The sequence below is a fragment of the Actinosynnema sp. NPDC049800 genome, from assembly GCF_040656635.1.
In the GTDB taxonomy this organism is placed as follows: Bacteria; Actinomycetota; Actinomycetes; order Mycobacteriales; family Pseudonocardiaceae; genus Actinosynnema.
The window spans coordinates 203,272-229,354 of record NZ_JBFAMT010000009.1 but is presented as its reverse complement, the minus strand read 5'-3'; the positions used below and the strand labels follow the sequence as shown (position 1 = coordinate 229,354).

Annotated in this window: 27 protein-coding genes; 13 read left to right on the top strand and 14 right to left on the bottom strand. The window is 72.2% G+C overall.

Annotation, left to right across the window (positions count from 1 at the left end):
* Positions 1-175: 175 nt before the first annotated feature.
* The 5 genes from AB0I91_RS14385 to AB0I91_RS14365 all read left to right on the top strand — a co-directional run bounded on the left by AB0I91_RS14385 (position 176) and on the right by AB0I91_RS14365 (position 4,935).
* On the top strand, positions 176-1,159 hold the full coding sequence (locus tag AB0I91_RS14385; protein ID WP_498775219.1) for a LacI family DNA-binding transcriptional regulator: 984 nt from the start codon (positions 176-178) through the stop codon (positions 1,157-1,159).
* A complete protein-coding gene (locus AB0I91_RS14380) occupies positions 1,156-2,160 on the top strand; it encodes a class I mannose-6-phosphate isomerase (protein ID WP_498774993.1) in 1,005 nt (334 codons plus the stop codon). The genes AB0I91_RS14385 and AB0I91_RS14380 overlap by 4 nt, the downstream gene beginning before the upstream one ends.
* A gap of 3 nt (positions 2,161-2,163) precedes the next feature.
* Entirely contained in the window at positions 2,164-2,925 is a 762-nt protein-coding gene (locus AB0I91_RS14375; protein WP_499637092.1) for an ATP-binding cassette domain-containing protein, read from the top strand.
* The gene (locus tag AB0I91_RS14370) at positions 2,922-3,914 is read left to right on the top strand and encodes an ABC transporter permease (RefSeq protein WP_499607129.1); all 993 of its coding nucleotides are present in this window, start codon (positions 2,922-2,924) and stop codon (positions 3,912-3,914) included. Before AB0I91_RS14375 ends, AB0I91_RS14370 begins: the two co-directional genes overlap by 4 nt.
* Before the next feature lie 73 nt (positions 3,915-3,987).
* A complete protein-coding gene (locus AB0I91_RS14365) occupies positions 3,988-4,935 on the top strand; it encodes an ABC transporter substrate-binding protein (protein ID WP_499607132.1) in 948 nt (315 codons plus the stop codon).
* Positions 4,936-5,154: 219 nt separating this feature from the next.
* Here AB0I91_RS14365 and AB0I91_RS14360 read toward each other — a convergent pair whose 3' ends face one another.
* Positions 5,155-6,378, bottom strand: coding sequence for a serine hydrolase domain-containing protein (locus AB0I91_RS14360; RefSeq protein ID WP_499637090.1), 1,224 nt, complete (start codon positions 6,376-6,378; stop codon positions 5,155-5,157).
* 145 nt (positions 6,379-6,523) lie between these two features.
* On the bottom strand, positions 6,524-7,663 hold the full coding sequence (locus AB0I91_RS14355; RefSeq protein WP_499637088.1) for a serine hydrolase domain-containing protein: 1,140 nt from the start codon (positions 7,661-7,663) through the stop codon (positions 6,524-6,526).
* A gap of 279 nt (positions 7,664-7,942) precedes the next feature.
* On the opposite strand from AB0I91_RS14355, the gene AB0I91_RS14350 reads away from it, so the two are divergent.
* Entirely contained in the window at positions 7,943-9,154 is a 1,212-nt protein-coding gene (locus AB0I91_RS14350) for a sensor histidine kinase (protein ID WP_498775005.1), read from the top strand.
* The gene (locus AB0I91_RS14345) at positions 9,142-9,798 is read left to right on the top strand and encodes a response regulator (RefSeq protein ID WP_498775007.1); all 657 of its coding nucleotides are present in this window, start codon (positions 9,142-9,144) and stop codon (positions 9,796-9,798) included. The genes AB0I91_RS14350 and AB0I91_RS14345 overlap by 13 nt, the downstream gene beginning before the upstream one ends.
* A 144-nt stretch (positions 9,799-9,942) precedes the next feature.
* Here the strand turns inward: AB0I91_RS14345 and AB0I91_RS14340 are convergent, their stop codons facing one another.
* On the bottom strand, positions 9,943-10,941 hold the full coding sequence (locus tag AB0I91_RS14340; RefSeq protein WP_498775009.1) for a hypothetical protein: 999 nt from the start codon (positions 10,939-10,941) through the stop codon (positions 9,943-9,945).
* 129 nt (positions 10,942-11,070) lie between these two features.
* On the opposite strand from AB0I91_RS14340, the gene AB0I91_RS14335 reads away from it, so the two are divergent.
* Positions 11,071-12,564 (top strand): alpha/beta fold hydrolase, encoded by a 1,494-nt coding sequence (locus tag AB0I91_RS14335; RefSeq protein ID WP_499637086.1) that lies wholly within the window; start codon positions 11,071-11,073, stop codon positions 12,562-12,564.
* Between the two features lie 3 nt (positions 12,565-12,567).
* On the opposite strand, the gene AB0I91_RS14330 is transcribed toward AB0I91_RS14335, so the two are convergent.
* From AB0I91_RS14330 to AB0I91_RS14320, 3 genes are read right to left on the bottom strand one after another with little or no spacing between them, the layout of a single operon-like run.
* A complete protein-coding gene (locus tag AB0I91_RS14330) occupies positions 12,568-13,215 on the bottom strand; it encodes a response regulator (protein WP_498775013.1) in 648 nt (215 codons plus the stop codon).
* A gap of 9 nt (positions 13,216-13,224) precedes the next feature.
* Positions 13,225-14,805: a sensor histidine kinase gene (locus tag AB0I91_RS14325; protein WP_498775015.1), complete on the bottom strand. Its 1,581-nt coding sequence runs from the start codon at positions 14,803-14,805 to the stop codon at positions 13,225-13,227.
* Positions 14,806-14,851: 46 nt separating this feature from the next.
* Complete coding sequence (locus AB0I91_RS14320) at positions 14,852-15,250, bottom strand: pyridoxamine 5'-phosphate oxidase family protein (protein WP_498775017.1); 399 nt, start codon at positions 15,248-15,250, stop codon at positions 14,852-14,854.
* Positions 15,251-15,365: 115 nt separating this feature from the next.
* On the opposite strand from AB0I91_RS14320, the gene AB0I91_RS14315 reads away from it, so the two are divergent.
* On the top strand, positions 15,366-16,238 hold the full coding sequence (locus AB0I91_RS14315; protein ID WP_499607144.1) for an arylamine N-acetyltransferase family protein: 873 nt from the start codon (positions 15,366-15,368) through the stop codon (positions 16,236-16,238).
* On the opposite strand, the gene AB0I91_RS14310 is transcribed toward AB0I91_RS14315, so the two are convergent.
* From AB0I91_RS14310 to AB0I91_RS14295, 4 genes are read right to left on the bottom strand one after another with little or no spacing between them, the layout of a single operon-like run.
* On the bottom strand, positions 16,210-16,734 hold the full coding sequence (locus tag AB0I91_RS14310) for a hypothetical protein (protein WP_498775021.1): 525 nt from the start codon (positions 16,732-16,734) through the stop codon (positions 16,210-16,212). The genes AB0I91_RS14315 and AB0I91_RS14310 overlap by 29 nt on opposite strands.
* Complete coding sequence (locus tag AB0I91_RS14305; protein WP_498775023.1) at positions 16,731-17,315, bottom strand: hypothetical protein; 585 nt, start codon at positions 17,313-17,315, stop codon at positions 16,731-16,733. Before AB0I91_RS14305 ends, AB0I91_RS14310 begins: the two co-directional genes overlap by 4 nt.
* Positions 17,312-18,277 carry a methylmalonyl Co-A mutase-associated GTPase MeaB gene (meaB, locus tag AB0I91_RS14300; RefSeq protein WP_498775025.1) on the bottom strand — a complete coding sequence of 322 codons (966 nt, stop codon included), beginning with the start codon at positions 18,275-18,277 and terminating at the stop codon, positions 17,312-17,314. The genes AB0I91_RS14305 and meaB overlap by 4 nt, the downstream gene beginning before the upstream one ends.
* Positions 18,278-18,288: 11 nt before the next feature.
* Positions 18,289-19,485, bottom strand: a complete 1,197-nt coding sequence (locus AB0I91_RS14295; RefSeq protein WP_498775027.1) for an acetyl-CoA C-acetyltransferase — start codon at positions 19,483-19,485, stop codon at positions 18,289-18,291.
* 125 nt (positions 19,486-19,610) lie between these two features.
* Here AB0I91_RS14295 and mce point away from each other — a divergent pair, with 125 nt between their 5' ends.
* Entirely contained in the window at positions 19,611-20,054 is a 444-nt protein-coding gene (mce, locus tag AB0I91_RS14290; protein ID WP_498775029.1) for a methylmalonyl-CoA epimerase, read from the top strand.
* 32 nt (positions 20,055-20,086) lie between these two features.
* On the opposite strand, the gene AB0I91_RS14285 is transcribed toward mce, so the two are convergent.
* Both AB0I91_RS14285 and AB0I91_RS14280 read right to left on the bottom strand, forming a co-directional pair.
* Entirely contained in the window at positions 20,087-20,644 is a 558-nt protein-coding gene (locus AB0I91_RS14285; protein WP_498775031.1) for a TetR/AcrR family transcriptional regulator, read from the bottom strand.
* 67 nt (positions 20,645-20,711) lie between these two features.
* The gene (locus AB0I91_RS14280) at positions 20,712-21,074 is read right to left on the bottom strand and encodes an SPW repeat protein (RefSeq protein ID WP_498775033.1); all 363 of its coding nucleotides are present in this window, start codon (positions 21,072-21,074) and stop codon (positions 20,712-20,714) included.
* A gap of 214 nt (positions 21,075-21,288) precedes the next feature.
* Here AB0I91_RS14280 and ccrA point away from each other — a divergent pair, with 214 nt between their 5' ends.
* Entirely contained in the window at positions 21,289-22,602 is a 1,314-nt protein-coding gene (gene ccrA, locus AB0I91_RS14275; RefSeq protein WP_498775035.1) for a crotonyl-CoA carboxylase/reductase, read from the top strand.
* 69 nt (positions 22,603-22,671) lie between these two features.
* The gene (locus AB0I91_RS14270; RefSeq protein WP_499637084.1) at positions 22,672-23,889 is read left to right on the top strand and encodes a chromosome segregation protein; all 1,218 of its coding nucleotides are present in this window, start codon (positions 22,672-22,674) and stop codon (positions 23,887-23,889) included.
* 20 nt (positions 23,890-23,909) lie between these two features.
* On the opposite strand, the gene AB0I91_RS14265 is transcribed toward AB0I91_RS14270, so the two are convergent.
* Positions 23,910-24,620, bottom strand: a complete 711-nt coding sequence (locus AB0I91_RS14265; RefSeq protein ID WP_499637082.1) for an alpha/beta fold hydrolase — start codon at positions 24,618-24,620, stop codon at positions 23,910-23,912.
* A gap of 37 nt (positions 24,621-24,657) precedes the next feature.
* On the opposite strand from AB0I91_RS14265, the gene AB0I91_RS14260 reads away from it, so the two are divergent.
* Positions 24,658-25,194: a GNAT family N-acetyltransferase gene (locus AB0I91_RS14260; RefSeq protein WP_499607158.1), complete on the top strand. Its 537-nt coding sequence runs from the start codon at positions 24,658-24,660 to the stop codon at positions 25,192-25,194.
* Here the strand turns inward: AB0I91_RS14260 and AB0I91_RS14255 are convergent.
* Positions 25,170-25,928 (bottom strand): alpha/beta hydrolase, encoded by a 759-nt coding sequence (locus tag AB0I91_RS14255; RefSeq protein WP_498775043.1) that lies wholly within the window; start codon positions 25,926-25,928, stop codon positions 25,170-25,172. The two genes, AB0I91_RS14260 and AB0I91_RS14255, sit on opposite strands and share 25 nt — an antisense overlap.
* Between the last annotated feature and the right edge of the window lie 155 nt (positions 25,929-26,083).

The window sequence follows — 26,083 nt, the reverse complement described above, 5'->3', positions numbered from 1 at the left end:
TAACCCTATGGTCGCGGAGAGTGCGGGGGTGTCGTCAACCCCGTGGCCGGGTGTTGTCCGGTTCGAGACAGGGCCGGACGTTGACATCCGTTAATGCGGGGTGTGTGATTCGCCCACTATGACAACGTTGTCCCCGAACGGCGCGGCAGGCGCCCGCAAGGTGCGGCGTGCCACGATGAACGACGTGGCGCGGCTGGCGGGCGTCAGCATCAAGACCGTCTCGCGCGTGGTGAACGACGAGGCAGGCGTGCACCCGGCCACGGCCGAGCGGGTGCTCGCGGCGATCGACCAGCTCGGCTTCCGGCGCAACCTCAGCGCGCGCAACCTGCGCCGCGGCTCGTCGACGGGCACGGTCGGCCTGGTGCTGGAGGACGTCGGCAACCCGTTCTACTCGGGCGTCACGCGCGCGGTGGAGGAGATCGCCAGGCTGCGCGGCCGCCAGGTGATCACCGGGTCGTCCGACGAGGACCCGGCGCGGGAGCGCGAGCTGTCGCTGGAGTTCTGCTCGCGGCGGGTGGACGGCCTGCTGATCGTGCCCGCCGGGTTGCAGCACGGGTACCTGGTGCCGGAGATGCGGGCGGGCACGCCGGTGGTGTTCCTGGACCGGCCGGCCGGCGACGTGGTCGCCGACACCGTGCTGGTGGACAACATCGGCGGCACCGCCGAGGCCGTCGCGCACCTGGCGTCGTTCGGGCACCGGCGGATCGCGTTCCTCGGCGACGCGCCGGACATCTTCACCGCCAACGAACGGCTGCGCGGCTACCGCGAGGGCTGCCTGCGGGCCGGCATCGGCTACCACGAGTCGCTGGTCGTCATGGGCCCGCACGACGAGGAGTCGGTGCGCAAGGCGTTGCAGGGCCTGCAGAACGCCGCCGACCCGGCGACCGCCGTGGTGACCGGCAACAACCGGATCACCGTGCACGCGGTGCGCGCGTTGGCGGGCAGCGCCGTGCGGCCCGCCCTCGTGGGCTTCGACGACTTCGAGCTGGCCGACCTGCTCTCGCCGCCGGTGACCGTGATCGCGCACGACGCGAGCGCGCTCGGCAAGGCAGCGGCGGACCTGCTCTTCGCCCGACTGGACGGCGACGGCTCCCCACCGCGCCGCGTCGTCCTGCCGGTCCGGTTGGTGGCCCGTGGATCAGGAGAGGTACCCGCATGAGTTCCGACACCCAGCCCGTCGTGCTGGAGGCCAACCAGCCCCGGCAGTTCTACCGGGGCGGTCCGGCCATCGCGGCGTTCCGGAGCCGGGACGTGGCCGACCGCGGGCCCGAGGACTGGGTCGCGTCGACCACCACCCAGTTCGGCAAGGACGAGGCGGGGTTGTCCCGCCTGCCGGACGGGCGGTGGCTGCGCGACGCGGTGGCGGCGGACCCGGCGGCGTGGTTGGGCCCGGAGCACGCGGCGGAGTTCGGCGCGGACACCGCGCTGCTGGTCAAGCTGCTCGACGCCGGGCAGCGGCTGCCGGTGCACTGCCACCCGTCCGACGCGTTCGCGTCCACCCACCTGGGCTGCCGGCACGGCAAGACCGAGGCGTGGATCGTCATCGGCACGTCCGGGCCCGACCCGACGGTGTACATCGGGTTCCGCGACGACGTGCCCGCCGCCGTGGCCGCAGACTGGGTGTCCACTCAGGACTCCGCCGCGATGCTGGCCGCGTTGAACCCGGTCCGGGTCTCGCCCGGTGACACGGTGTTCGTGCCCGCCGGCGTGCCGCACGCGATCGGCGAGGGCGTGTTCATCGTCGAGCTCCAGCAGCCGACGGACTTCTCGGTCACGTTGGAGTGGCGGGGTTTCCTGGCCGACGCCGAGGCCGGGCACCTCGGCCTGGGCTACGACAAGGCGTTGGACTGCCTGGAGCGCCGCGCCCAGTCGCCCGACGACCTCGTGCGCCGCACGCAGGCGCTCACCGGGCCTTCGGTGGACCTGTTCGACGCGCAGGCCGACCCGTTCTTCCGCGCCGACCGGCTGCACGTGTCCGGCACGGCGGCGCTGGAGCCCTCGTTCGGCGTGTTCGTGGTGCTGGAGGGCGCCGGCACGCTGGGTCCCGTCGCGGTGCACCGGGGCAGCACGGTGGTCGTGCCGCACGCGGCGGGCGAGGTCGAGGTGACCGGCGACGTGGTCGCCGTCCGGTGCAGGCCGCCATCGGTGCCGAGGAGCTGAGAGGTGGACTTGCCGTTACTGGACGCACGGGAGTTGGTGAAGCACTACGGGAACGTGGAGGCGCTGCGCGGCGCCTCGTTCACCGCGCACGCGGGCGAGGTGGTCGCGCTCGTCGGTGACAACGGCGCGGGCAAGTCGACGCTGGTGAAGTGCCTGTCCGGGGTGGAGCGGCCGGACTCGGGGACCATCCTGTTCGACGGCGCGCCGGTCGTGCTGGACTCGCCGGTGTCCGCACGGGCGCTCGGCATCGAGACCGTGTACCAGGACCTGGCCGTCGCGCCGGACCTGGACCCGGCGGCGAACCTGTTCCTGGGCCGGGAGCTGCGCCGCGCCGGGCTGCTCGGCAGGCTCGGCGTGCTGGACAAGCGGGAGATGCGGCGGCGGGCCGTGGCCTCCTTCCAGGACCTCGGGGTGTCGCTGCCGGACGTGGACGTGCCGATCGGGGCGCTGTCGGGTGGTCAGCGCCAGAGCGTCGCGGTGGCCCGGTCGGTGGTGTGGGCGAGCCGGTTGGTGTTCATGGACGAGCCGACCGCGGCGCTGGGCGTGGTGCAGCGCGAACGCGTGCTCGACGTGATCCGGCGGGTGCGCGACCGGGGCATGGCGGTGGTGCTGATCAGCCACAACATGCCCGAGGTGCTGGCCGTGGCGGACCGGGTCGAGGTGCTGCGGCTCGGTCGGCGGGTGGCCCGGTTCGACGCGGCGGCCACCACGGTCGAGGAGCTGGTCGGGGCGATGACCGGCGCGTTGTCCCAGGAGGACTCGTGAAGCGCGCCGCTCTGCGCCGGCTGGTCGGCGCGAACACGTTGTGGATCGCGGTGGTGCTGCTGGTGCTGGTCGCGGTGTTCGGCGCGCTCCGGCCGGACGCGGTGCTGACCGTGTTCACGTTGCAGACGACGCTGGTCGAGACGTCGGTGCTGCTGGTGCTGTCGGTCGGCATGACGTACGTGGTCGTCACCGCCGGGATCGACCTGTCCGTCGGCTCGGTGCTGGTGTTCTCCGGCGTCACGTCGGCCATGACGATGAACGCCCTGCACGACGGCGACGCGACCGACGCCGGGTGGGGCGTGGTGCTGGTCGGCCTGCTGGTGGCCCTGGCGTCCGGCGCCGCGTGGGGCCTGGTGAACGGCCTGCTCATCGCGCGCACCGGCATCCCGCCGCTGATCGTGACGCTCGGGTCGTTCGGCGCGGCGCTCGGGGCTGGGCAGCTGATCTCCGACGGCTCGAACGTGGCCGGGGTGCCGGACGTGCTCAGCGACACCCTGGGCACCGGCACGTGGTTCGGCGTGCCGAACCTGGTGCTGGTGGCCGCCGCGGTGACGGCGGTGGGCGCGCTGGTGCTGGGCACGACGGCGTTCGGGCGGCACACGTACGCCATCGGCTCGAACGAGGAGGCGGCCCGGCGCGCGGGCATCCCGGTGACGCGCCACCTGGTCCGGGTCTACCTGCTGGCGGGCGTGCTGGCCGGGCTGGCCGGGTTCATGGCGCTGGCCTACTTCCGGGTCGCGTCGATCACCGGGCACGACACCGACAACCTCAACGCGATCGCCGCCGTGGTGCTCGGCGGCACGAGCCTGTTCGGCGGCGCGGGGTCGGTGGTCGGCACGGTGCTCGGGGTGTTCATCCCGGCCGTGCTGCGCAAGGGGTTCGTGATCGTCGGCGTGAACGTGTACTGGCAGCCGATCGCGGTCGCGCTGGTCCTGGTGGCCGCCGTGTGGTTCGACCAGTCGCGCAGAAAGGCTCGCGACAAGCGCTAAAGGGGAGAGGGAGAACATGTCATCACCATCGGCGGAGCCGAGAATCAGACGACAGACGGTTGCTCTCGTCTCAATGCTATGCGCAGCTTTGTTGCTCACCGCTTGCGGTGGTGGTGGGCAGATCGGCGACACCGGCGGCACGGGTGACGCGAAGAAGATGGTGCTGATCCCCGGCGTGGCCGCGGAGCCGTTCTACATCTCGATGGAGTGCGGTTTCCGGGAGGCCGCCTCGGCGGCGGGCTACGCGGTCGACGTGCAGGCGCCGGCGAAGTTCGACGCCACCCAGCAGACCCCGATCGTGACCGGCGTGCTGGCGAACAAGCCGGGCGCGGTGCTCATCGCGCCGACCGACGACAAGGCCATGGCCGGGCCGATGCGGCAGCTCAAGGACGCCGGCATCAAGGTCGTGGAGGTCGACACCAAGCTGGAGGACACGTCGATCGCCTCCGCCACGATCTCGTCGGACAACGAGCAGGGCGGGCGGCTGGCCGCGCGGACGTTGGCCGGGCTGGTCGGCGGCAAGCCCGGCTCGGTGCTGGTGCTCAACACCAAGGCGGGCACGTCGACCACGGACGCGCGGGCCGCCGGGTTCGAGGAGGAGATCAAGAAGTACCCGAACCTGGAGTACGTGGGTCAGCAGTACACCGACAACGAGCCGGACCAGGCGGCGTCGAAGGTGACCGCCACCCTGTCGGCCAACCCGGACCTGATCGGGGTGTTCGCGACGAACCTGAACACGGGCGAGGGCGCGGCGACCGGGTTGCGCAACGCGGGCAGGACCGGCGCGGTGAACCTGGTCGGGTTCGACGCCTCGCCCAAGCAGGTGGAGGACCTGCGGGGAGGCGCGGTGCAGGCCCTGATCGCCCAGGACCCGGCGACCATCGGCCGGACCGGCGTCGAGCAGGCCGTGGCGGCGCTGGAGGGCCGGCCGGTGCAGCGCGACATCGAGACGGACCTGGTCGCGTTGACCAAGGCGGACATGGAAGCCAACTCGCAGTACTTCTACAAGCAGCGCTGCTGACGCCTCGCCGGTGACCGGGCGCGGCACCCGGTCACCCCGCGTCACAGGTGCTCGGGGTCGCGCGAGGATGGACGGATCTTGTTCGAGGTGGGAGTGGCGCCTCGGGTGTCGTCACGGCGCGGCCAGTCGAACGCGGGGTTCTCGTGTCCTCCGCCCCACTGGCCGGTGCGGTGGTCCATCCACCGCACCGGCCAGTGATCGGGGCAAGTGCGCAGGGCTCTACTTCGTGGCGCACAGGGCCTTGTCGAAGAGGGCGATGACTTCGTACTGCTTGACTTCGTCGTTCGTCCCGGCGACGGCGACCGCCCGGCCGTCGGGCGTGATGGCGGCGCGGGTCTGGAAGCCGTCGGCGTCGCCGCCGTGGCCGTACGCGGTGATCCCGCAGCTGAGCTTCATCTCGATGACGCCCAGACCGTAGCGCCAACCCTCGAAGAGGCCGGGTGCTTCCACCGCCTGACGCATCTCCGCCAGCCGGCCGGGCGTGAGCAGTCGACCGTCCTGCAGGGCCACCAGGAACTTGTTCAGGTCACTCGGGGTGGCGATCATCTGCCCCGCGGCACCGGCGATCGACGGGTCGAACCGGGTGATGTCGATCAGCTCGCCGGCGATCGGCTCGCCCTTGTCGTCCTCGGCGAACAGGTAACCCCGGGGGTGCGGGGCACGGATGTCGCGGTCGCCCGGACCCGGGTAGTACGTCTCCTTCAGCCCGATCCGATCGATGATCTTGTTCGTGACCACCTCGGCGAAGGGGCGTCCCGCCGCTTTCTGAGCCACCAGGCCCAGCAGCATGTAGCCGACATTGCTGTACGCCCACACCCTGTCCTGCCCCGGCGCGAACGTCGGTGCTTGGGTCAGCGCCGCGTCCAGCATCTCCCGGGTCTCGAAGTAGCGGTCCTTGACCGGCAGGATCCCGTCGGCCATGAAGGGGATCCCGGTGGGCATCCCGCTGGTGTGGTTCAGCAGTTGCCTGATCGTGATCGTCCGACCGTCGATCGCCGCACCGTCGCCGGTGCCCCGCACCACGCCCGGCAGGAACTTCTCCACCGTGTCGTCCAGCGCGAGCTTGCCCTCGTCTGCCAACTGCAGGGTCGCCACAGCGGTGAACATCTTCGTGATGCTGGCGATCCGGACGTAACCGTCCGTCGGCACCTTCGACTTCGTTCGGATGTCACCCACCCCGGCGGTGTAGTTCGTCACCCGCCCGTTCCGGTCCCGCACCGACATGAGCATCCCGGGCAGGGACCCGTCGGCGACCAGCGCTTCCATGCCCGCCTGCAACGCCTTGTCGTGCCCCGGCTTCGACCTGCCGTCCAACGCGCCCGCCGACGCCACGTTCGTCACCGCGAGCCCGGCGACCGCCACCGCCGCCACCGCCGCGGCGACCACACGACGCCGGCCGCGGCCCGGGCGGTTCTCGGTCGGACGGCTGAGATCCTTCGACAAGGGACACTCCCCACTGGATGTTCTGCATTGACTCGCCCAGTGTCGTGACGGCCTCGGCGCCTCACGATCCCCTGTGCTGCACACTTCCGGTACAGCTGGCACTACCCCGTCGATGCCCGGCGGAGGTCGGGGGAACGGCTGGGCGTCAGTTCGCGCACAGTGCGGCGTCGACGAGTGCGCCCCGGTCCGCGGCGACGGACTCGTCCTTCACCGACCCGGTGAGCGAGGTGACCACGACGGTCGCCGCGCGACCGTCGTCGGTGGCCGCGTTGACGGTCGAGTAGCCCGGGATGTCACCGCCATGGCCCCATGCGACCCCTCCGCAGCTCAACGGCGTGCTGAACACGCCGAGCCCGTATCCCTGGCCTGACTCCGGATCCGTCGGGATGGTGGTGCGCAGCTGCGCCAGCTGGGCCGGTTCGAGCAGCTTCCCGTCCAGCAGCGCGCGCAGGAAGGTGTTGAGGTCGCCCGGGGTGGAGACCAGGTCGCCGGCCGCCCAGCCCCAGCTCGGGTCCATCCGCGTGAAGTCGACCAGCTCGTCGGTCGCCGGATCACGCTGGTAACCCCTGGGGTGCCGGCCGCGGATGTCCTCCTCGCCGACTTCGGGCGCGTACGTGTCGCGCAGGCCGATCCGCTGGATGACCCGGGTGGTGACCAGCTCGTCGAACGGGCGGCCGGTGACCCGCTGGGCGATCAGGCCGGCCAGGAGGTAGTTCGTGTTGCTGTAGGACCAACCACCGCCGGCGGGACGCCCGTCCTCCCTGGCGTTCGCCAGGTCGAGGAGTTGGCGAGGTTCGAGGTAGACGTGCTGGTAGGGGAGGAAGTCGGCCTTGGTCTTGAACATCGAGTCGGTGTAGTCGGGCAGGCCGCTGTCGTGCTGGAGCAGTCGGCGGACCGTGATCTGGTCGGCGTCGATGCCCTTGCCCCGCACCAGGCCGGGCAGGTACGTCTCGATCGACGCGTCGAGCTCCACCCTGCCCTCCCCGACGAGCTGCAGCACCACGACGGAGGCGAACATCTTGCTCGCGCTGCCGATCCGCACCCTGCCGTTCGTCGGCACCTTTCCACCGGTCCGCAGGTCGCCGACCCCGGCGGTGTAGTGGCGGGTCCGACCGTGCCGGTCCCGGACGGAGGCCAGCGCTGCGGGGTGCCGGTCGACACCGACGAGCTTGTCCATGCCCTGCTGGATGGCGTCGCGGGGTTCGGTGTGGGGTTCGGTGTGGGCCGCCGGGATCGGGCCGGCGAACGCGAAAGCACCCGCGGTGACCGCTACCGCCGCCGTCATGGCGGCCGCACGGCGATATCGCGAGGAGGAGGGGCGATCTTTGTGGAAGGAGAACACGAACAAGGCAGACAACTCCTGGGCTCGGAAGACGTCGGTCCTGCGACGACCGGTTGGATCCAGGCTGCTCACCTGCGCCCACGTGGACAATCCAGCCTGCTGGACAACCGAGGTGGTGGTGGCGCCCCGAGGCCGTCGTTCGGATGGACAAGCCAGGACGGCAGGTCGATTCGCGTGCTCCACAGGGTTGTGTTGATCGGTTAAGGTTCGGCCGGGGGTGGCATGGCACAGGTGTGGAAGCGCCTGCGGGCGTCGTTCGACGCTGTCGCGCGCTTGGTCGGCGGCTTCGGCACGGCGCTGCTCGCGTTGGCCGCCCTGGTCTGGCTCGGCGTGGTCGCGGTGTTGTGCTGCGTCGGTGTGGGCGTTCTCCTGCTGCCCGCTGCCCTGCGTGTGCTGCGAGCGGCCGCGAACCGGGAACGAGCCCGGCTCGACGTCCTCGTCCCCGGCCCGGTGCCGCGTGGGGTGCGCGACGCGCTGCGGGACGTGACCGTGCGCCGTGAGCTGGCCTGGCTGCCGCTGCACGCCACCATCGGCCTGGCGGCCGGGTTCCTCGGTCTCGCGATGCCGGCCACGGCGCTGCAGAACGCGACGTACCCGTTCTGGTACCACCTGCTGCCGCCCGAGGACAACACCCCCAGCCTCATCTTCTGGGCCGTCACCGACCTCGGCGGCGCGCTGGCCGTGGCGCTGACCGGCGTGTTCTGCGCAGCCTTCATCGTCGGGCTCGGGCCGGCGCTCGTCCGGGCGCAGGAGTGGCCGGGCCGGCACCTGTTGGCGCCGCCGGCAGGCGCGGACCTGTCGCTGCGGGTCGCCGAGCTGACCGCCACCCGAGCCGCCGCTCTCGACGCGCACGCCGTCGAGCTGCGCCGCATCGAGCGGTCGCTGCACGACGGCACGCAGAACCGGCTGGTCGCGGTGACCGTGCTGCTCGGCGCCGCGAGGCGGGCCGTGGACCGGGACCCGGCCGCGGCCGGTGCCGTGCTGGGCCGGGCGCAGGACGCCGCCGAACAGGCGCTCGCCGAGCTGCGCGCGGTGGTCCGCGGCATCCTGCCCCCGGTGTTGGCCGACCGCGGGCTCGCCGATGCGCTGGCCGGTCTCGCGGTGAGCTGCGGCGTGCCGTGTGACGTGGTGGTGGACGTGCCGGGCCGGTGCGCGGCCTCGGTCGAGGCCACCGCTTACTTCGTGGTGGCCGAAGCCCTTTCCAACGTGGCCAAGCACAGCGGCGCCGAGAGCGCCGTGCTGGCGGTGCGCCGCGAGGGTGATCGGCTGCTGCTGCGGATCTGCGACGACGGCCGGGGCGGTGCGGACGAGCGCGTCGGGTCGGGCCTGTCCGGCATCCGCCGGCGGGTCGAGGCGTACGACGGGCGGCTCACCCTGGACAGCCCGCCCGGCGGGCCTACGAAGCTGGAGGTGGAGCTGCCGTGCGGATCGTGATCGCGGAGGACGACCCGCTGCTGCGCGAGGGGTTGGCGCTGCTGCTGCGCGCCGAGTCGCTCGACGTGGTGGCCACCACCGACACGCCGGGATCGTTCCTGGCCGCGGTGGTCGAGCACGAGCCGGACGTGGCCATCGTCGACGTGCGGATGCCGCCCACCCACACCGACGAGGGGATCGTGGCCGCCGTCGAGGCGCGGCGCCTCCGGCCCGGCCTCGCGGTGCTCGTGCTCTCGGCGTACGTGGAGCAGGCGTTCGCCACGGAGTTGCTCGCCGCCGGTGCCGACCGGCTCGGTTACCTGCTGAAGGAGCGGGTGGGACGGGTCGAGGAGTTCCTGAGCGCGCTGCACCGGGTGGCGGGCGGTGGCACTGCTGTGGACCCCGAGGTGGTGGGGCAACTGCTGGCACGCAACCCGCACACCAGCGCGCTGGGACGGTTGAGCCCCCGGGAGCGGGACGTGCTCGCGCTCATGGCCGAGGGATTGGGCAACGCCGCAATCGCCGAGCGGCTCGTCATCACCGAAGGTGGGGTGCACAAGCACATCCGCAGCATCTTCGCGAAGCTCGACCTCGCACCTGATGACCGGGCCGACCGGCGCGTCACCGCGGTCCTGCGCTACCTCAAGGGCGTCGGACCGAAGTAATGCCACCGCAGCCGCCCGGACGACCGGTCTCCGGTCGAGTTCCACACGGGCGCGTGGAGACCGCCCGCCGGCGGACTGCGTTGAGCAGGCTCGGGTGGGTGGACCCCCGCCGAAAGTGGCCCGGAAGAAGGGCGAGTGAGCTGCTCACAGGTACTTGTTGGCCAGCTCCGAGTACTCCTTCTCCAGGTCGTCGGCCAGGTAGGCGACGTACGCCCAGGGCACGTCGTGCACGTGGTCGCGCATGCCGAGCAGGTGGCGCTTCGCCCGGGGCGCGTCGTCGGCCAGGGCGAACGCCGCCGCGAACAGGTTGTGGGCCTGCAACGCGCGCGGGTGGGGCTTGGTCGGGGTCGAGTCCCACTTGTCGGCCGCCGTGGCGATCTCGTCGCGGTGCCGGGTGAAGTAGCGCATCTTCAGCGTCGCGATCTTCAACGCCGACCGCGCCTGCACGGCGTCCTCGAACTGCTCCAGGAAGATCTCGAAGTGCGCCAGCGGCAGCATGGCCACCACCGGGTCGCCGGGCGGCGCGGCGTCGACGCTGCCCTGCGCGAACGCCATCATCTCCTCCGCCGACCCGCCCCACTTCGACGCCAGGATCTGCAACCGCGTCCAGTGCGCCGGGTACAGCGACGCGCACCGCGCCACGATCTCCCGCCACACCTCGTCCTTCTGGTCCCGGTCGACCTGCAACCCGAGGCCCGCGGTCTGCAGCTGCGCCCACGGCACGGCGTCGCGCGGCAGGAGCTTCGCGGCCTCGTGCAGCGGGCCGACGGCCTTGCGGAGGGTCCCGAAGAAGACCTTGAACCGGTCCTTGCCGACGCTGTCGGCCCGCCCCGAGCCGCGGATCGCCCACGCCTCCCGGATGAACGCCGTGCCGGCCAGCAGCCACAGGTCCGGGTCGGTGTTGTTCTTCGCCAGCTCCAGCAGCTCGTCGGCGTGGCCGATGGCGTGCTCGCCGAGCACCTCGACCCGCAGCGCCCTCACCTCGGGGTCGTCCCGGCACTCCGCGAGCACCGTGGTCGCCGCCCTCAGGTGGCCCGCGTCCATCTCCTCCGCCGCGATGTCCAGGATCGCGTCGTCGTAGGTGTGGTCCCGCACCACTTCACGGGCGATCGCGGCAGGCCGCTTCCTCCGGAAAATCCCCACTCCAGCGACCTTACTTTCCTCCGAGCCCGAGTGGCCTAAGTCTTTCGTAGAGCCGAACAGGGCCTTTCTGCGGTTGTCCCCCAGCCTACGTGCGCGATGGGGTGGAGCCCTCGACGGAGGGGGACATCCATGCGAGCGAGAACCGCCATCGCCGTGACCGCGGCGCTGATCGGGGCGGCCCTGCCGACGTACGCGCAGGCGGAGCCGGGACCGGACCAGACCATCACCTGGTCGCCGTGCGCCGAGCTCGACGGGCTGGAGTGCGGCACGTTCCGGGCGCCGTTCGACTGGCGCACGCCGGACGACGGCCGCACGATCACCATCGCGGTGAGCCGGCTCAAGGCGCGCTCCGGCCAGGCGAAGGGCGTCGTGCTGACCAACCCGGGTGGTCCGGGCGGCCCCGGACGCGGCCTGCCCCTGCTCTACGTGCAGCGCGCCAAGCTGGTGGCCGACCTCGACGTGATCGGCATCGACCCGCGCGGCACGGGCGCGAGCACGAACGTCACCTGCGGCGGGTACAGCTGGGTCGGGGTCGCCGACCCGCGCGACCGGAGCCGCGCCAACACCGACCTGCTCTACGACGCCGCGCAGCTGCAGGCCACCGCGTGCCAGACCCGGTCCGGCGAGTTCGGCAAGGTGGTCAACACCGAGCAGACCGTCCACGACCTCGACCTGCTGCGCCGCCTGCTGGGCCGGGAGAAGGTCAACTGGGTCGGCTACTCGGGCGGCAGCTGGCTGGGCGCGTACTACGCCACCTACTTCCCCGACCGGGTCGACAAGGTCGTGCTCGACTCCAACCCGGACTTCACCTCGACGTTCCAGGACATCTTCGACAACTTCGGCCACGCCGTCGAACGCCGGTTCCGGACCGACTTCCTGCCCTGGGTGGCCCGCTACGACAGCGCCTACCACCTGGGCACGACCGCCGAGCAGGTGCGCCGTACCTACGAGGCGACCCGCGCGAAGCTCGCCGCCGACCCGCTCACGCTGCCGGACGGGACCGTGGTCGACGGCTTCGCGCTCGACCTGGTGCTGACCCGGGCCCAGTACAGCAAGCTGCTGTTCGCGGACGCGGCGCAGGCCCTGGTGACGTTCGGGCAGGCCACGCGGACCGGCACGACGGCGCTCGTGGCCCGGTACCCGGACGCGCCCAGCGCCACGCTGTACTCCGTCACGTGCAACGACACGAAGTTCCGGCACAACCGGACCACGTTGGCGCGGGAAGCCGAACGGCTGGGCGAGCGGTACCCGCTCAACGGCTTCTACCAGCGGCTCGCGCCGTGCGCGTTCTGGGACCGTCCGCCGCTGGAGCTGAAGAAGCCGACCGGCAAGGGCGTGCCGCCGGTGCTCATGGTGCAGTCGGTGCGCGACCCGGCCACGCCGGTGGAAGGCGCCCAACGCGCGCATCGCGGGTTCGAGGGCTCACGGATGCTCACCGTGACCGACGAGGGCGACCACGGCGTCTACGCCTTCGGCAACCCGTGCGTGGACGAGGTCGTGGAGGCGTTCATCGTGGACGGCAGGGTGCCGGCGGCCGACCTGACCTGCCCGGGAACGCCCCTGCCCGACCCGACCGCGCCCGCCGCCGCGAGCACGCGCCCGCTGGTCGGCTGGCCGCTGTAGGGGCTAGATCCCGCCGGCCTGCCGCCGGCGCGCGGCGTAGACACCGGCCTCGGTCCGGCGGTCGAAGCCGAGCTTGTGCAACAGCGAGGAGACGTAGTTCTTGACCGTCTTCTCGGCCAGGAACAGCCGGTTCGCGATCTGCCGGTTGGTCAGGCCCTCGGCGATCAGGTCGAGGATCCGCCGCTCCTGCGGGCTCAACGCCGCGTAGCGCGGGTCCTCGACCGGTCCGCCGCGCAGCCGTTGCAGCACGGTCGCGGTCACGCCCGAGTGCAGCAGCGAGCCGCCACCGGCCAGCGTGCGGATCGCGGACACCAGGTCGTTGCCGGAGACCTGCTTGAGCATGTACCCGGCCGCGCCCGCCATGATCGCGCCGAACAGCGCCTCGTCGTCGGAGTACGAGGTCAGCATCAGGCACGCGGGCGGCGGCTGGACCGTCGAGCGGATCTCCCGGCACACGGTCACGCCGTCGCCGTCGGGCAGCCGCACGTCGATCACGGCCACGTCGGGGCGGTGGAACGCGGCGGCGGACACGGCCGCGGCGGCGCTCTCCGCCTCACCGACCACCTCGATGTCCGACTCGACCGCGAGCAGCTGCTGCAGTCCGCGCCGGACGATCTCGTGGTCGTCCACCAGAAGCACCGAGATGGACATGGACCCTCCCTACACCGATACCAACGGGACGGACCACGTCAGCGTTACACCCCGGCCCTCGGCCGACTCGACCTCGCACGAACCGTCCCACCTCGCGGCGCGCGCCGCCATGTTCACCAGGCCGCCGGTGTGCCCGCCCCGGCCGCGCGGCAGGCCTTCGCCGTCGTCGCGCACGACCAGCCGCAGGTTCGTCGCCGCCCGGTCGACCACCACCTCGACCTCGACGTTCTTCGCCGACGCGTGCCGCGCCGCGTTGGCCAGCGCCTCGCGCAACGTGGCCAGCAGGTCCGGCCGCACGTGGTCGGGCACCACCGAGTCGATCGGGCCGTCCATCGCCAGCGACGGCTCGAAGCCGAGCAGCCGGGCCGACTCCTGCACCACCTTCATCAGCTGGGCGCGCAGGTCGGCCGCGCCGGCGGGCGGCTCCTGGAGCGAGAAGATGGTGCGCCGGATCTCCCGGATGGTCTGGTCGACCTCGCTGACGAAGTCCGCCAGCCGCTGGGCCACCATCGGCTGCTCCACCAGCCCGTTCATGCTCTGCAAGCCCAGGCCGAGCCCGAACAGCCGCTGCACGACCAGGTCGTGCAGGTCGCGGGCGATCCGGTCCCGGTCCTCCAGCACGGCCAGCCGCCGTCCCGCGCCGGTGGCCCTGGTGAACTCCAGGATCAGCGCGGCCTGCCGGGCGAACGACTCGACCAGCGCCACGTCGGAGGCGTCGAACGCCCGCTGCTCGCGCGCACGCGCCACCATCAGCACGCCGAGCACCCGTTGCCCGGCGGCCAGCGGCACGAACACCACCGGCCCGATCCGGCGCTGGCCGGGCAGCCCGTCGAGCACCTTGGCCTTGCCGGTCTCGAACACCTCGTGGGCCGGGCCGCCCTCGCCGATCGCGCTGAACCCCCGCATCTCGCCGTCCACCACCCGCGCGGCCAGCTCACCCTGCACGTCGGGCAGCGCCAGCAGCGCGTTCACGCCGTCGGCGGCCAGCCGGGCGCGCACCGCGACCAGGCGCAGCGCGTCCCGGTCCGGTGTGCCGGTGAGCAGCGCGTTCGTCACCTCGTTCGACGCGCGCAGCCACACCTCCCGCTGCTGCGACTGCGCGTAGAGCCGGGCGTTCTCGATCGCGATGCCCGCCGCCGCGGCCACCGCCACCACGAGCTCGCGGTCGGCGCGGGTGAAGTCGGCGCCGTCGGCCTTGTCGCTGAGGTAGAGGTTGCCGAACACCGAGCCGCGCACGTGCACCGGCACGCCGAGGAAGCCGGGACCGGACGGGTCGAACGTCGTCGCCTCGGACCCGGTCTTCTCGTAGTCGGTGTTGTGGTGGCCGTCGTCGTAGGTGAACTCCAGCAGCTGCCGGTTCGGCCCGATCACGGCCAGCGCGCCGTACCGGGCGCCGACCAGGTCGCACGAGGACTCCACGACGCGGCGCAGCACGTCCGGCAGCGACAGGTCGCTGGCCAGCGAGACGACCGCGGCCAGCAGCCGGTGCAGCCGCTCCTGCGAGACGACCACCTCGGTGGTGCGGTCGGTCAGCTCGCGCAGCAGGCCGTCCAGCCGCGTCGCGGCGTTCGCGTCCGGGGATCCGGCCACCCGAGACCACCCTCCGGGTCGGAGGTTTCGAGGTTAACGCCTCCGGCTACGGGATGCGACGGCCCGACAGCACCTCCAGGTCGACGACCAGGTAGTGGTCGCCGCCGCCGACCCCGCGCGAGGCCAGCGGCAGCTGCCGCAGCCGGGCCAGCCGCACCTGCTCCTCGACCTCGGTGACGTGCCCGACCGCCATCACCGACCAGCCGTGCGACAGGTCGGGCGCGACGTCGTCGATCTGGAACGCGACGATGGTGTCCCGGGCGACGAGGGTGGCGCTGCCGTCCGGCACGCGCAGCACGACGCACTCCCCGTCGAGCACGAACACGACGGGGTGCACCACCGGCAAGGCCATGTGGGTGTAGACGAGGCGGCCGATGGCGGCCGTGCCGAGCAGCTCCAGGCATTCCTCGCGGGACAGGACCTGAAGTCCAGCGGAGTCGTACATCGCACCTCTTCGTCACGCCCCAGTCGCTGGGATAAACGTTCGGCGCTGTGATCGTCGTTGCCTAGAGTCGGAAGTCCCGGCTTCCACGCATCCCACCCGGATGGGGGATTTCCAGATGCCATCACTCGACGTAACCGCGCTGCTGCGCCGCCTCGGTCTGCGCGAGGCCGAGCCCCCGGGCGTGGCGGCGTTGACCCGGCTGCACCGGGCGTTCGCCGAACGGGTGCCGTACGAGACGGTGGAGATCCAGCTCGGTCGCGTGACCTCGCTGGACCCGCTCGACTCGGCGGCCCGCGTGCTGGCGGGCCGCGGCGGGTACTGCTTCCAGCTCAACGGCGCGTTCGCCGAGCTGCTGAGCGCGCTCGGCTACCACGTGACCCGGCATCCCGGCGGCGTGCAGATGACGGCGGACGACGAGCCGGTGATCTGCCGCAGCCACCTCGCGCTCACCGTCCGCGACCTGCCGGACTCGGACGACGTCTGGCTGGTGGACGCCGGGCTGGGCGACGGGCTGCACTCGCCGCTGCCGCTGCGGGCGGGCGTCCACCGCCAGGGCCCGTTCGCGTTCGAGCTGGGGCCGTCGACGGCGGCGCCGGGCGCGTGGCGGTTCGGGCACGACGTGCGCGGGAGCTTCCACGCCATGCACTTCGCGCCGGACGCGGTCGGCCTCGACCACTTCACCGACCGGCACGTGCACCTGTCCACGTCGCCGGAGTCGGGGTTCGTGCGCACGTTCGGCGTGCTGCGGACCGACGCCGAGGGCTGGGACGTGCTGCGCGCGTTGACCCTGTCCCGGATCGAGGAGACGACCACCAAGACCGTGCTGGAGGACCGGGCCGACTGGTTCACCGCCCTGGCCGACGTCTACGGCCTGGTCCTCGCCGAGGCCGACCGCGAACCGCTGTGGCGCAAGGCGGTGTCCCAGCACGAGGCGCACCTGGCGGCGACCGCCCGTTCGGTCACACCACAGCGCCCCGACCGACGCTGAAGTGGGTCACGTACCCCCGGTACAGCTGGGGCGCGTGCCGCTTGAGCGCCAGGTCGAGCAGGTCGTTGCCGGTGTCGTCGGGCAGCTGGACCCAGTGGCCGAACGGGGTCGTCGGCACGCTGCGGTACGTGGCGGCGAAGGCCCTCGGGTCGTTCGGCGCGAGGTGCAGCCACAGCGCGGGCTTGGGCTTGGCGTCGTAGGACAGCGACACCCCGGCCAGCTCGTACCAGGGCACGGCCCACGTCTTGCCCTTCTCCACCCAGCGCAGGCCCTGCGGCTCGACGACCAGCCGGCGCAGCCGGGCCTTCCCCCGCCAGACGCCGCCGCCGATCAGGCCGCCGAGCACGACCACCGGCCCGACGAACATCGCGGCCAGGTGGCCGTCGGAGTACGACAGGAACATCAGCAGCACGCCGAACAGCGTGAAGCCGAGCTGGACCGCCAGCCCGGCACGTCGTTCGGCCTGGTTGCCGAAGGGAATCTCGATCTCTCTCACGACAACCCCACAGTGAAACCCTCGTCCTGCACCCCTCGGTACAGGTGCGGTGCGAACCCGAGCACGGCGCGCTCGACCACCGGGACCAACGCGGCCGCGTCGCCCAGCGGCAGCCGGTAGGCGCCGTCCTCGCGGGCCAGGTGCGCCATGTCGGCGTGCCGGTCCCGGAAAGCCTGGTGGTCGGCGGGCAGCAGGTCCAGCCTGACCATGGTCTTGCGCAGCACGGCGTCGGCCGGGTTAACGACCCGTTCCCGCGTCCGCGAGATCCGCACCGCGCCCAGCTCGTGCCACGCCACGGCCCACGGCGCGCCTTGCGGGTCGTCCCACCGCACGCCCGGGGCCTCGAAGACGAGCTTGCGCGGCCGGGAGATCTTCTTCCAGTTGAGCACCGCGCCCAGCGCGATGCCCGTGAACGCGAGCCCGATGACCAGCGCGATCGTCCCGCCGACGCCCTCGCCGTCGGCGTAGGCGCTCACCGCGCCGACGAGTGCAAGCACCCCGAGCCCACCGGCGACCACCCCGCCGATGATCACCCGACGGGTGTCCCGCGTGCCGATGTCCACCACCACCGGCGTCGTCATGCCCCCACCCCCTCGACCAGTCGGTCAGCCGCAGCGTAGGGGTCCAGCTCACCCGCCACGACCCGTTTGGCCAGGGTTTCGAGGGCGGACGCGCCGCGCAATCCGCCGATCCGGGAACGCAGCCGCTCCAGCGCGATGGCCTCGATCTCGCCCGCGGCCCTGTTCGCGCGGCGTCGTGCCAGCTCACCGCGTTCGACGAGCCAGGCGTGGTGCGCCTCGACCGCGTCCACGACCTCGTCCAGCCCTTCGGCGCGGGAGGCGACCGTCTTCACCACGGGAGGCCGCCACAGCCCGCCTTCCCGCTCCCGGCGGCCCAGCGAGATCATGTGCTTGAGGTCGCGCGCGGTCTGGTCGGCGCCGTCGCGGTCGGCCTTGTTGACCACGAACACGTCGGCGATCTCCAGGATGCCCGCCTTCGCGGCCTGCACGCCGTCACCCATGCCGGGCGCGAGCAGCACCACCGTGGTGTCGGCCAGCGACACCACCTCGACCTCGGACTGGCCGACGCCGACCGTCTCGACCAGCACCACGTCGCAGCCCGCCGCGTCGAGCACGCGCAACGCCTGCGGCGTGGCCCAGGACAGCCCGCCCAGGTGGCCGCGGGTGGCCATGGACCGGATGAACACGCAGGGGTCGGTGGCGTGCTCGCCCATCCGCACCCGGTCGCCGAGCAGCGCGCCGCCGGAGAACGGCGACGACGGGTCCACGGCCAGCACCCCGACCCGCTTGCCACGCCGGCGGTAGGCCGCGACCAGCGCGGACGTCGACGTGGACTTGCCGACGCCCGGCGCGCCCGTCAACCCGATGACCTGCGCGTTGCCGCAGAACGGCGCCAGTGCGCCCGCCACCTCGCGCAGCTGCGGGCCGCCGTCCTCGACGAGCGAGATCAGCCTGGCGACCGCGCGCGGCTGCCCTTCGCGCGCGCGGTCGACCAGCTCGGCTACGTCAACGGTTCGGGCCACTCCTGCAGATCCTAGGCAGCGGGGCCCTTGGGCACGCGGACGATCAGGGCGTCGCCCTGCCCGCCGCCGCCGCACAGGGCCGCCGCGCCGACCCCGCCGCCGCGCCGCTTCAGCTCCAGCGCGAGGTGCAGCGCGATGCGGGCGCCCGACATGCCGATCGGGTGGCCGAGCGCGATCGCGCCGCCGTTGACGTTGACCTTGTCCTCGGGCACGCCCAGCTCGCGGGTGGAGACCAGGCCGACCGCGGCGAACGCCTCGTTGATCTCGACCAGGTCCAGGTCGGCCGGGTCGATGCCCTCCTTCGCGCACGCGGCCTTGATCGCGTTCGCGGGCTGCTCGTGCAGGCTGGCGTCCGGGCCCGCCACGACGCCGTGCGCGCCGATCTCGGCCAGCCAGGTCAGGCCCAGCTCCTCGGCCTTGGCCTTGCTCATCACGACCACGGCCGCCGCGCCGTCGGAGATCTGCGACGCCGAGCCCGCGGTGATCGTGCCGTCGGAGGCGAACGCCGGGCGCAGCTTGGCCAGCGTCTCCGCGGTGGTGTCGGCGCGCACGCCCTCGTCGGTGGCGACCAGCACCGGGTCGCCCTTGCGCTGCGGGATGGAGACGGGCGCGATCTCCTCGGCGAAGACGCCGTTCGCCGCGGCCTTGGCGGCCAGCTGGTGCGACCGGGCCGAGAACGCGTCCTGCTCCTCGCGGGTCAGGCCGTAGCGGGCGTTGAACTTCTCCGTGGAGGCGCCCATCGCGACCTGGTCGAACGCGCAGAACAGGCCGTCGTGCGCCATGTGGTCGATCATCGTGACGTCGCCGTACTTGAACCCGCCGCGCGACTTGGGCAGCAGGTGCGGCGCCTGGGTCATCGACTCCTGACCGCCCGCCACCACGACGTCGAACTCGCCGGCGCGGATCAGTTGGTCGGCCAGCGCGATCGCGTCGATGCCGGACAGGCACACCTTGTTGATCGTCAGCGCGGGCACGGTCATGGGGATGCCCGCGTTCACCGCGGCCTGGCGGGCCGGGATCTGCCCCGCGCCACCGGTCAGCACCTGCCCCATGATCACGTACTGCACCTGCTCGGGCGCGACTCCGGCCCGTTCCAGGGCCGCCTTGATCGCGACGCCACCGAGCTGGGCGCCGGAGAAGTCCTTCAACGATCCGAGCAGTCGCCCCATCGGGGTACGGGCCCCGGCGACGATGACGGAACCGGACACAGCGGCCTCCACAGCGGGTGTAAGCGGTTGTTAACTGGCCACGATACCCACGGTTACCGCAGGGTAGCCCTGTGAGGCGTCGCACAGGGCGACCTGCACCGATTCGGCCACTAGCCTATCCGGCCATGGAAGAACTGCGCGGTTTCGTCACAGCCATCGACCACGTCGGCATCGCCGTGCCGGACCTCGACGCCGCGATCGCGTTCCACCGCGAGCACTTCGGCCTCGAGGTCGCGCACGAGGAGGTCAACGAGGAGCAGGGCGTGCGCGAGGCGATGCTGCGCGCGCCGGGCGACGACGGCACGGGCACCGCCGTGCAGCTGCTCGCGCCGCTGACGCCGGAGTCGACCATCGCGAAGTTCATCGGCCGGTCCGGGCCGGGGCTGCAGCAGCTGGCCTACCGGGTGTCCGATGTGGACGCGGCGGCGGAGGCGCTGCGCGGCAAGGGCTTGCGGCTGCTGTACGAGGCGGCGCGGCGCGGCACGTCCGACAGCCGGGTCAACTTCGTGCACCCCAAGGACGCGGGCGGCGTGCTGGTGGAGCTCGTCGAGCCCGCGCCGACCCACTAAGCCGCCCGCCTGGCGCGTTCCGGAGTCGCCGGCTACGGGCGTTCCAGGGCGGCGGCCACGAACGTCAGCTCCAGTTCCATCCGGTCGTCGTCCGGCGCGTGGCGGGCCACCGAGTGCCGGTAGCTGACCGCGAGGCCGAGCAGCGCGGAGGCGCTGTCGACGTCCTTCGCCGCCACCGCCGCGCCACCGGCCGCCACGATGACGTTGCGGATCTGCCGCACCACCGACCGGTAGCGCTCGTGCAGCGCGTCGCGGACCGCCTTGTGCGTGTCCGCCTCGCGCCACAGCAGGTGGCTGAGCAGCGGCGAGGAGTCGAGCCGGGCGTCCAGCGCGGCGACCAGCCTGCGCAGGCTCTCCGCGATGTCGCCGACGACCACGACCCGGCGCGCGTCGACGTTGCCGTCCGGCAGGCGCTGCACGAGCGCCGCCAGCAGGTCGGTCTTGCGGCGGAAGTAGTAGTGCACGAGCCCTTTGGGCACGGCGGCCCGTTCGGCGATGCGCGAGGTCGGCGTCGCGTCGAAACCCGACTCGGCGAACAACTCCTCGGCCGCTTGCAGGATCCGTTCCCGGGCCGACGAGTCCTCTGCCAATGCCTGCGCCCTTTCCCGTTGGTCCGGGCCCACGGCGACCAGCCGCGGGCCCGGGGTGTCGTCACTCTCAGGCGGTGCCGGCGATCCGGCCGCCGTGGGCGGCGTTCGCCAGCGGGACCGCCATGGCGCCCGCCGCGACGGTCAGCGCGCCGCCGACCCACGAGATCCAGGACGCCGCCATCAGGTCGCTGTAGCCCATCACCCACGGGGAGATGAACAGCAGCGCGCCGAGGACCATCTGGAACCACTCGCCGTACACCATCCCGGGCATCGCGAGCGACGCGAGGCCGTCGATGGCGATCAGTGCGCCGAGCACGATCATCGTCCACATGGCCCCGGTGGTCGTCTCCACCACCAGGGGCGAGAGCAGCACCAGGACGCCGATGACGACCTCGGCCCAGTCCTGCCACCTGGTCCACGCCTTAGCCATGACTCGTACCTCCGTCCTCATCAATCGGACGGCTTCGATGCTCCGCTTGATTGGCCGCCCGGTCAAGACCGACCGATCGGGGGAAATGCCAGTGCGGTGGCTCACAGCGCCGGTTCTGAATCGGTTACCCGTGGGTAACCTCCGGCCACCTGCGTGGACCTCATAGAGCCCGCCACACCCGACCATCCCGAAGCCCCCATTGGGAGGGAACGCCGTGCAGAAGATCCTCGACGCGATCCTCGCGGACGAACTGGACGCGATCGGATCACTGGACGTACCGGAGAGCTACCGGGGCGTGACGGTGCACGCCGACGAGGTCAAGATGTTCGAGGGCTTGGCCACCAAGGACAAGGACCCGCGCAAGTCGCTGCACGTCGACGAGGTCGCCACCCCGGAGCTCGGCCCCGGCGAGGCGCTGGTGGCCGTGATGGCGAGCGCCATCAACTACAACACCGTGTGGACCTCGATCTTCGAGCCGCTGTCGACGTTCGCGTTCCTGAAGAAGTACGGCGGCAGGCACGACCAGCCGTTCCACGTGGTCGGCTCCGACCTCGCGGGCGTGGTGCTGCGCACCGGACCGGGCGTGAACGCCTGGAAGCCCGGTGACCGGGTCGTCGCGCACTGCCTCGACGTGCAGCTGGAGCACCACGACGGGCACAGCGACACCATGCTCGACCCCGAGCAGCGCATCTGGGGCTTCGAGACCAACTACGGCGGCCTCGCCGAGATCGCGCTGGTCAAGGCCAACCAGCTGATGCCGATGCCCGCCCACCTGACGTGGGAGGAGGCGGCGTCACCCGGCCTGGTGAACTCCACCGCCTACCGGCAGCTCGTGTCCACCAACGGCGCGAACATGAAGCAGGGCGACACCGTGCTGATCTGGGGCGCGTCCGGCGGCCTCGGCTCCTACGCGACCCAGTTCGCGCTCAACGGCGGCGCCACCCCGGTGTGCGTGGTGTCGTCGCCGGAGAAGGCGGAGATCTGCCGCCGGATGGGCGCGGAGCTGATCATCGACCGCAGCGCCGAGGGCTACCGGTTCTGGAAGGACGAGCACGAGCAGGACCCGCGCGAGTGGAAGCGGCTCGGCGCGAAGATCCGCGAGCTGACCGGCGGCGACGACCCGGACATCGTGTTCGAGCACCCCGGCCGGGAGACGTTCGGCGCGTCGGTCTACGTGACGCGCAAGGGCGGCACGATCGTGACGTGCGCGTCCACCAGCGGGTACATGCACCAGTACGACAACCGGTACCTGTGGATGCACCTCAAGCGGATCGTCGGCTCGCACTTCGCGAACTACCGGGAGGCCTGGGAGGCCAACCGGTTGGTCGCCAAGGGGAAGATCCACCCGACACTGTCCAAGGTGTACTCCATGGAGGACACCGGGCAGGCCGCGTACGACGTGCACCGCAACGCCCACCAGGGCAAGGTGGGCGTGCTGACGTTGGCGCCGGAGGAGGGCCTCGGCGTGCGCGACCACGAGCTGCGGGCCACCCACCTGGACGCGATCAACCGTTTCCGGGGCGTCTAAAGCGAAATCACCCCTGATGTGCGGCGCTCGGGTGACCGCCGCGCATCGGGAGCGGGTAGCGTGAGCGGCATGGGCCTCGCCGACGACCGTGACCTCGTCCCCCTGGGATCCGGCTTCGACATCGTCAAGCGCGGGTACGACCGCGCCCAGGTCGAGGACCACCTGGAACGCCTCGACTCCGACCTGCGCCTGCTCGCGGCCGACCGGGACGCGGCGGTCTCGCAGACCAACGACCTGGCCCGTCAGCTCGAGGCGGCGCGGTCGGAGATCGCGGAGCTGCGCGGCCAGGTGGAGCGGCTGTCGCTGCCGCCGACCACGTTGGAGGGCCTGAGCGAGCGGTTGCAGCGGATGCTGCGGCTCGCGCAGGACGAGGCGAACGAGATCAAGGCGCGGGCCGAGGCCGAGGGCGGGCACATCCGCGCCAAGGCCGAGGCCGACGCCGGGGTGCTGCGCACCCGGTACGAGAAGCTGATCGCCGAGCTGGACCAGCGGCGCGCCGACATGGAGGCCGAGCACCGGGGCGTGCTGGAGAAGGCGCGGGCCGAGGCCGAGCGGACGGTCGGCGAGGCCCGCGCCGAGGCCGCGCGGTTGGACGAGGAGTCGCTCCAGCGCCGGACCACGGTCGAGGAGGACTTCGAGATCGCGATGGCGGCCCGGCGGGTCGAGTCGATGAAGACGCTGGCCGAGCAGGAGGCGGCGTCGAAGGGCGAGGCCGAGCGGCGGTTGCGCGAGGCGGCGGAGGAAGCCGCGCGCGTGCGTGCCCAGATCGCGCAGGAGCAGGCCGCGTCGAACGCCGAGGCGCAGCGCTTGGTGCGCGAGGCGACCGAGGAGGCCAACCGGCGTCGGCACGACTCCGTCAGCGAGGCCACGGCCCGCGTGCAGGAGGCGACCGACGAGGCGAACCGCCGGGTGCGCGAGGCGACGGAGGAAGCGAACCGCCGCGTCACCCAGGCGACCCAGAAGGTGGACGCCCTCCGCCAGCTCCGCAACCGGCTGTCCCAGCAGCTGCACGCCGTGAGCTCCGCCCTGCACGACGTGACCCCCCTCCTGGACCCGCTGGAGGAGGAACGCCCAGCGCCGCCCGCTCCCGCCTCTTCTCCCACCCCGGCGGCCACCGCCACCCCCGCTTCCGCCCCCACCCCGGCTGCCGCCCCCACCGGCGGCGCCACCGCCGCCAAGCCCCCCGCCTCCGCCCCTTCCCCCTCTCCCACCTCTTCACCTTCTCCGGCCCCGGACGGCCCGACCCAGAAGATCGCGCGCCCCAAGGCCCAACCCACCAAGCGCTGATCCTCGGCGCCCTACCGCTCTCACACGCCGACGCGCCGTCGCCAGTCCACAACGGCGGCGGCGAACGCGTCCGGCGCCTCCAGCGGCGTCAGGTGGCCGACGCCCGGCAGCTCCACGTACTCGCCCTGCCGCAGCACCCCGGCCAGCTCGCGGGCCAACGCGGGCGGCGTGAGCGCGTCGTGCTCCCCCACCAGCACCAACGCGGGCACGTCGACCTCCGCCAGCACCCCGGTCGAATCCGGCCGCGCGGCCATCGCCCGCTGCGCCCACACGACCTCCGCCGGGTCCTGATCGAGGATCAGCTCACGCACCCGCCCGACCACGGCCTCGTCCGGCTCCGGTCCGAGCAGCCCGCTCACGACCGTGTCCGGCACCCAGCCGAGCCCTTCCGCCTCGACCCGTGCGGCCATCGTCAGCCGGTTCGCCCGCGCCTCCTCCGTGTCGGCGCCGGCCCGCGTGTCGGCCAGCACGAGCCCGGCCACCCGGGACGGGTCGCGCCGCAGCACGGCCATCGCCACGTACCCGCCCATCGAGCACCCGCCGAGCACCGCGCGTTCGATCCCGCGCTGGTCGAGCAACCGCAGCACGTCGTCCGCAACAGCCACCAGATCGGGTGAACGATCGCCGCCCCGCTGGTCGGGCGTGATCGATTTCAGCAGGTCACGCACCCCGTCCCACATCCGTGAGTCGAACGGGAAGGCGTGCAGGAGGACGAGCGGAGCAGTTTCCATACCCGGAATTGTCGGACCCCGGAGCTAGCTTCGTCGCATGACCTCCACGCCCGAACCGGACGAGATGCGCACCGACCGCCTCCTGCTCAGACGCGTCGGCCGCGCTGACGTGCGCGCGGCGATCGCGGTGCTGTCGGATCCGGGGACGAACCGCTTCAACCCGGCGGGGCCACCGTCGGCGGAGCAGGCGGCGAAGATGCTGGCCGAGTGGCAGGTCCACTGGGCGCGCGACGGCATCGGGTACTGGGCCGTGGAGCTGCCGGAGACCGGCGAGGTCATCGGCTTCGGCGGCCTGCGGCACCACGAGCTGGACGGCGAGCGGACGTTGAACCTGTTCTACCGGTTCCGCCCCCGGCACTGGGGGCGCGGCTACGCACCGGAGATGGCGCGCGCGGCCATCGACTGGGCACGCCGGGCGCGACCGGACCGTCCGGTCACGATCATCACCGACCCCGGCAACACGCCCTCCCAGCGCGTCGCGGAGAAGCTGGGCTTCGCGCACGTGGGCGACAGCCGGGCCGCCGGGGATCCGGTGCTGGTCTGGCGGCGTCAGGAGGTCGCGATGGCCGTCTGATGCTGCTCGTGAGGGCCGGACCAGGTGCGCGGCAGTGGCGTGGGCACCTCGGGTACGGCCGCGGACACGATCGCGTCCAGCACCTCTTCGGTGTACCCGACCATGAGGTGCTTGGCGCCGGGGAAGTCGATGACGTCCGCGGTCGGGAGCTCCGCGCCGAACCGCCGCCTGGCCTCGGCTGGTGGCAGGTAGGTGTCGAACTCGGGCACCAGGCACACCACCGGCTTGCCCGCACGCGCCCAGGTGCGCAAGTGCTCGGCCTTGCTCCACCGCAGGGGAGGTGAGATCAACACGGCGCCCTCGACCACCGGCTCGCACCCGTGCATGAGTGCGAGGTCGGTGCCGAACGACCAGCCGACGAGCCACACCGAGGGCAACCCGCGCTCGGCCACGAACGCCAGGGCGGCAGCCACATCGAGCCGTTCGCCCACGGCGTGGTCGAACGCGCCCTCACTGCACCCGGCCGCACTGGCCGTGCCCCGCGTGTTGAACCGCAACACCGCAAGGCCGGCCAGCGCGGGCAACCGCCAAGCCGCCTTGCGGTAGAGGTGGGAGTCCATCATCCCGCCGTGCGTCGGCAACGGGTGCAACAAAACCACGGTGGCCAACGGCTCCCGGTCGACCGGCAACGCCAACTCACCAACCAACCGAAGCCCATCCGCCGTCGACAACCTCACCGCTTCCCGGCGTGCCGGCAGCACGGTGTTGGCCCTGATCGGCACATCACCACCCACAGCCACATCGTGCCACCACCCAACCCGACCACTGCCGAGTCACGGCTCGAACCGGACCGAGCCGAACCGGGCTGAGCCGGGTCGGGCTTGGTCGGGCTGACTTGGCCGGGCTGGGCTGGACTCAGCCGAGCCGAACTGGGCTCCGCCGGGCCGGG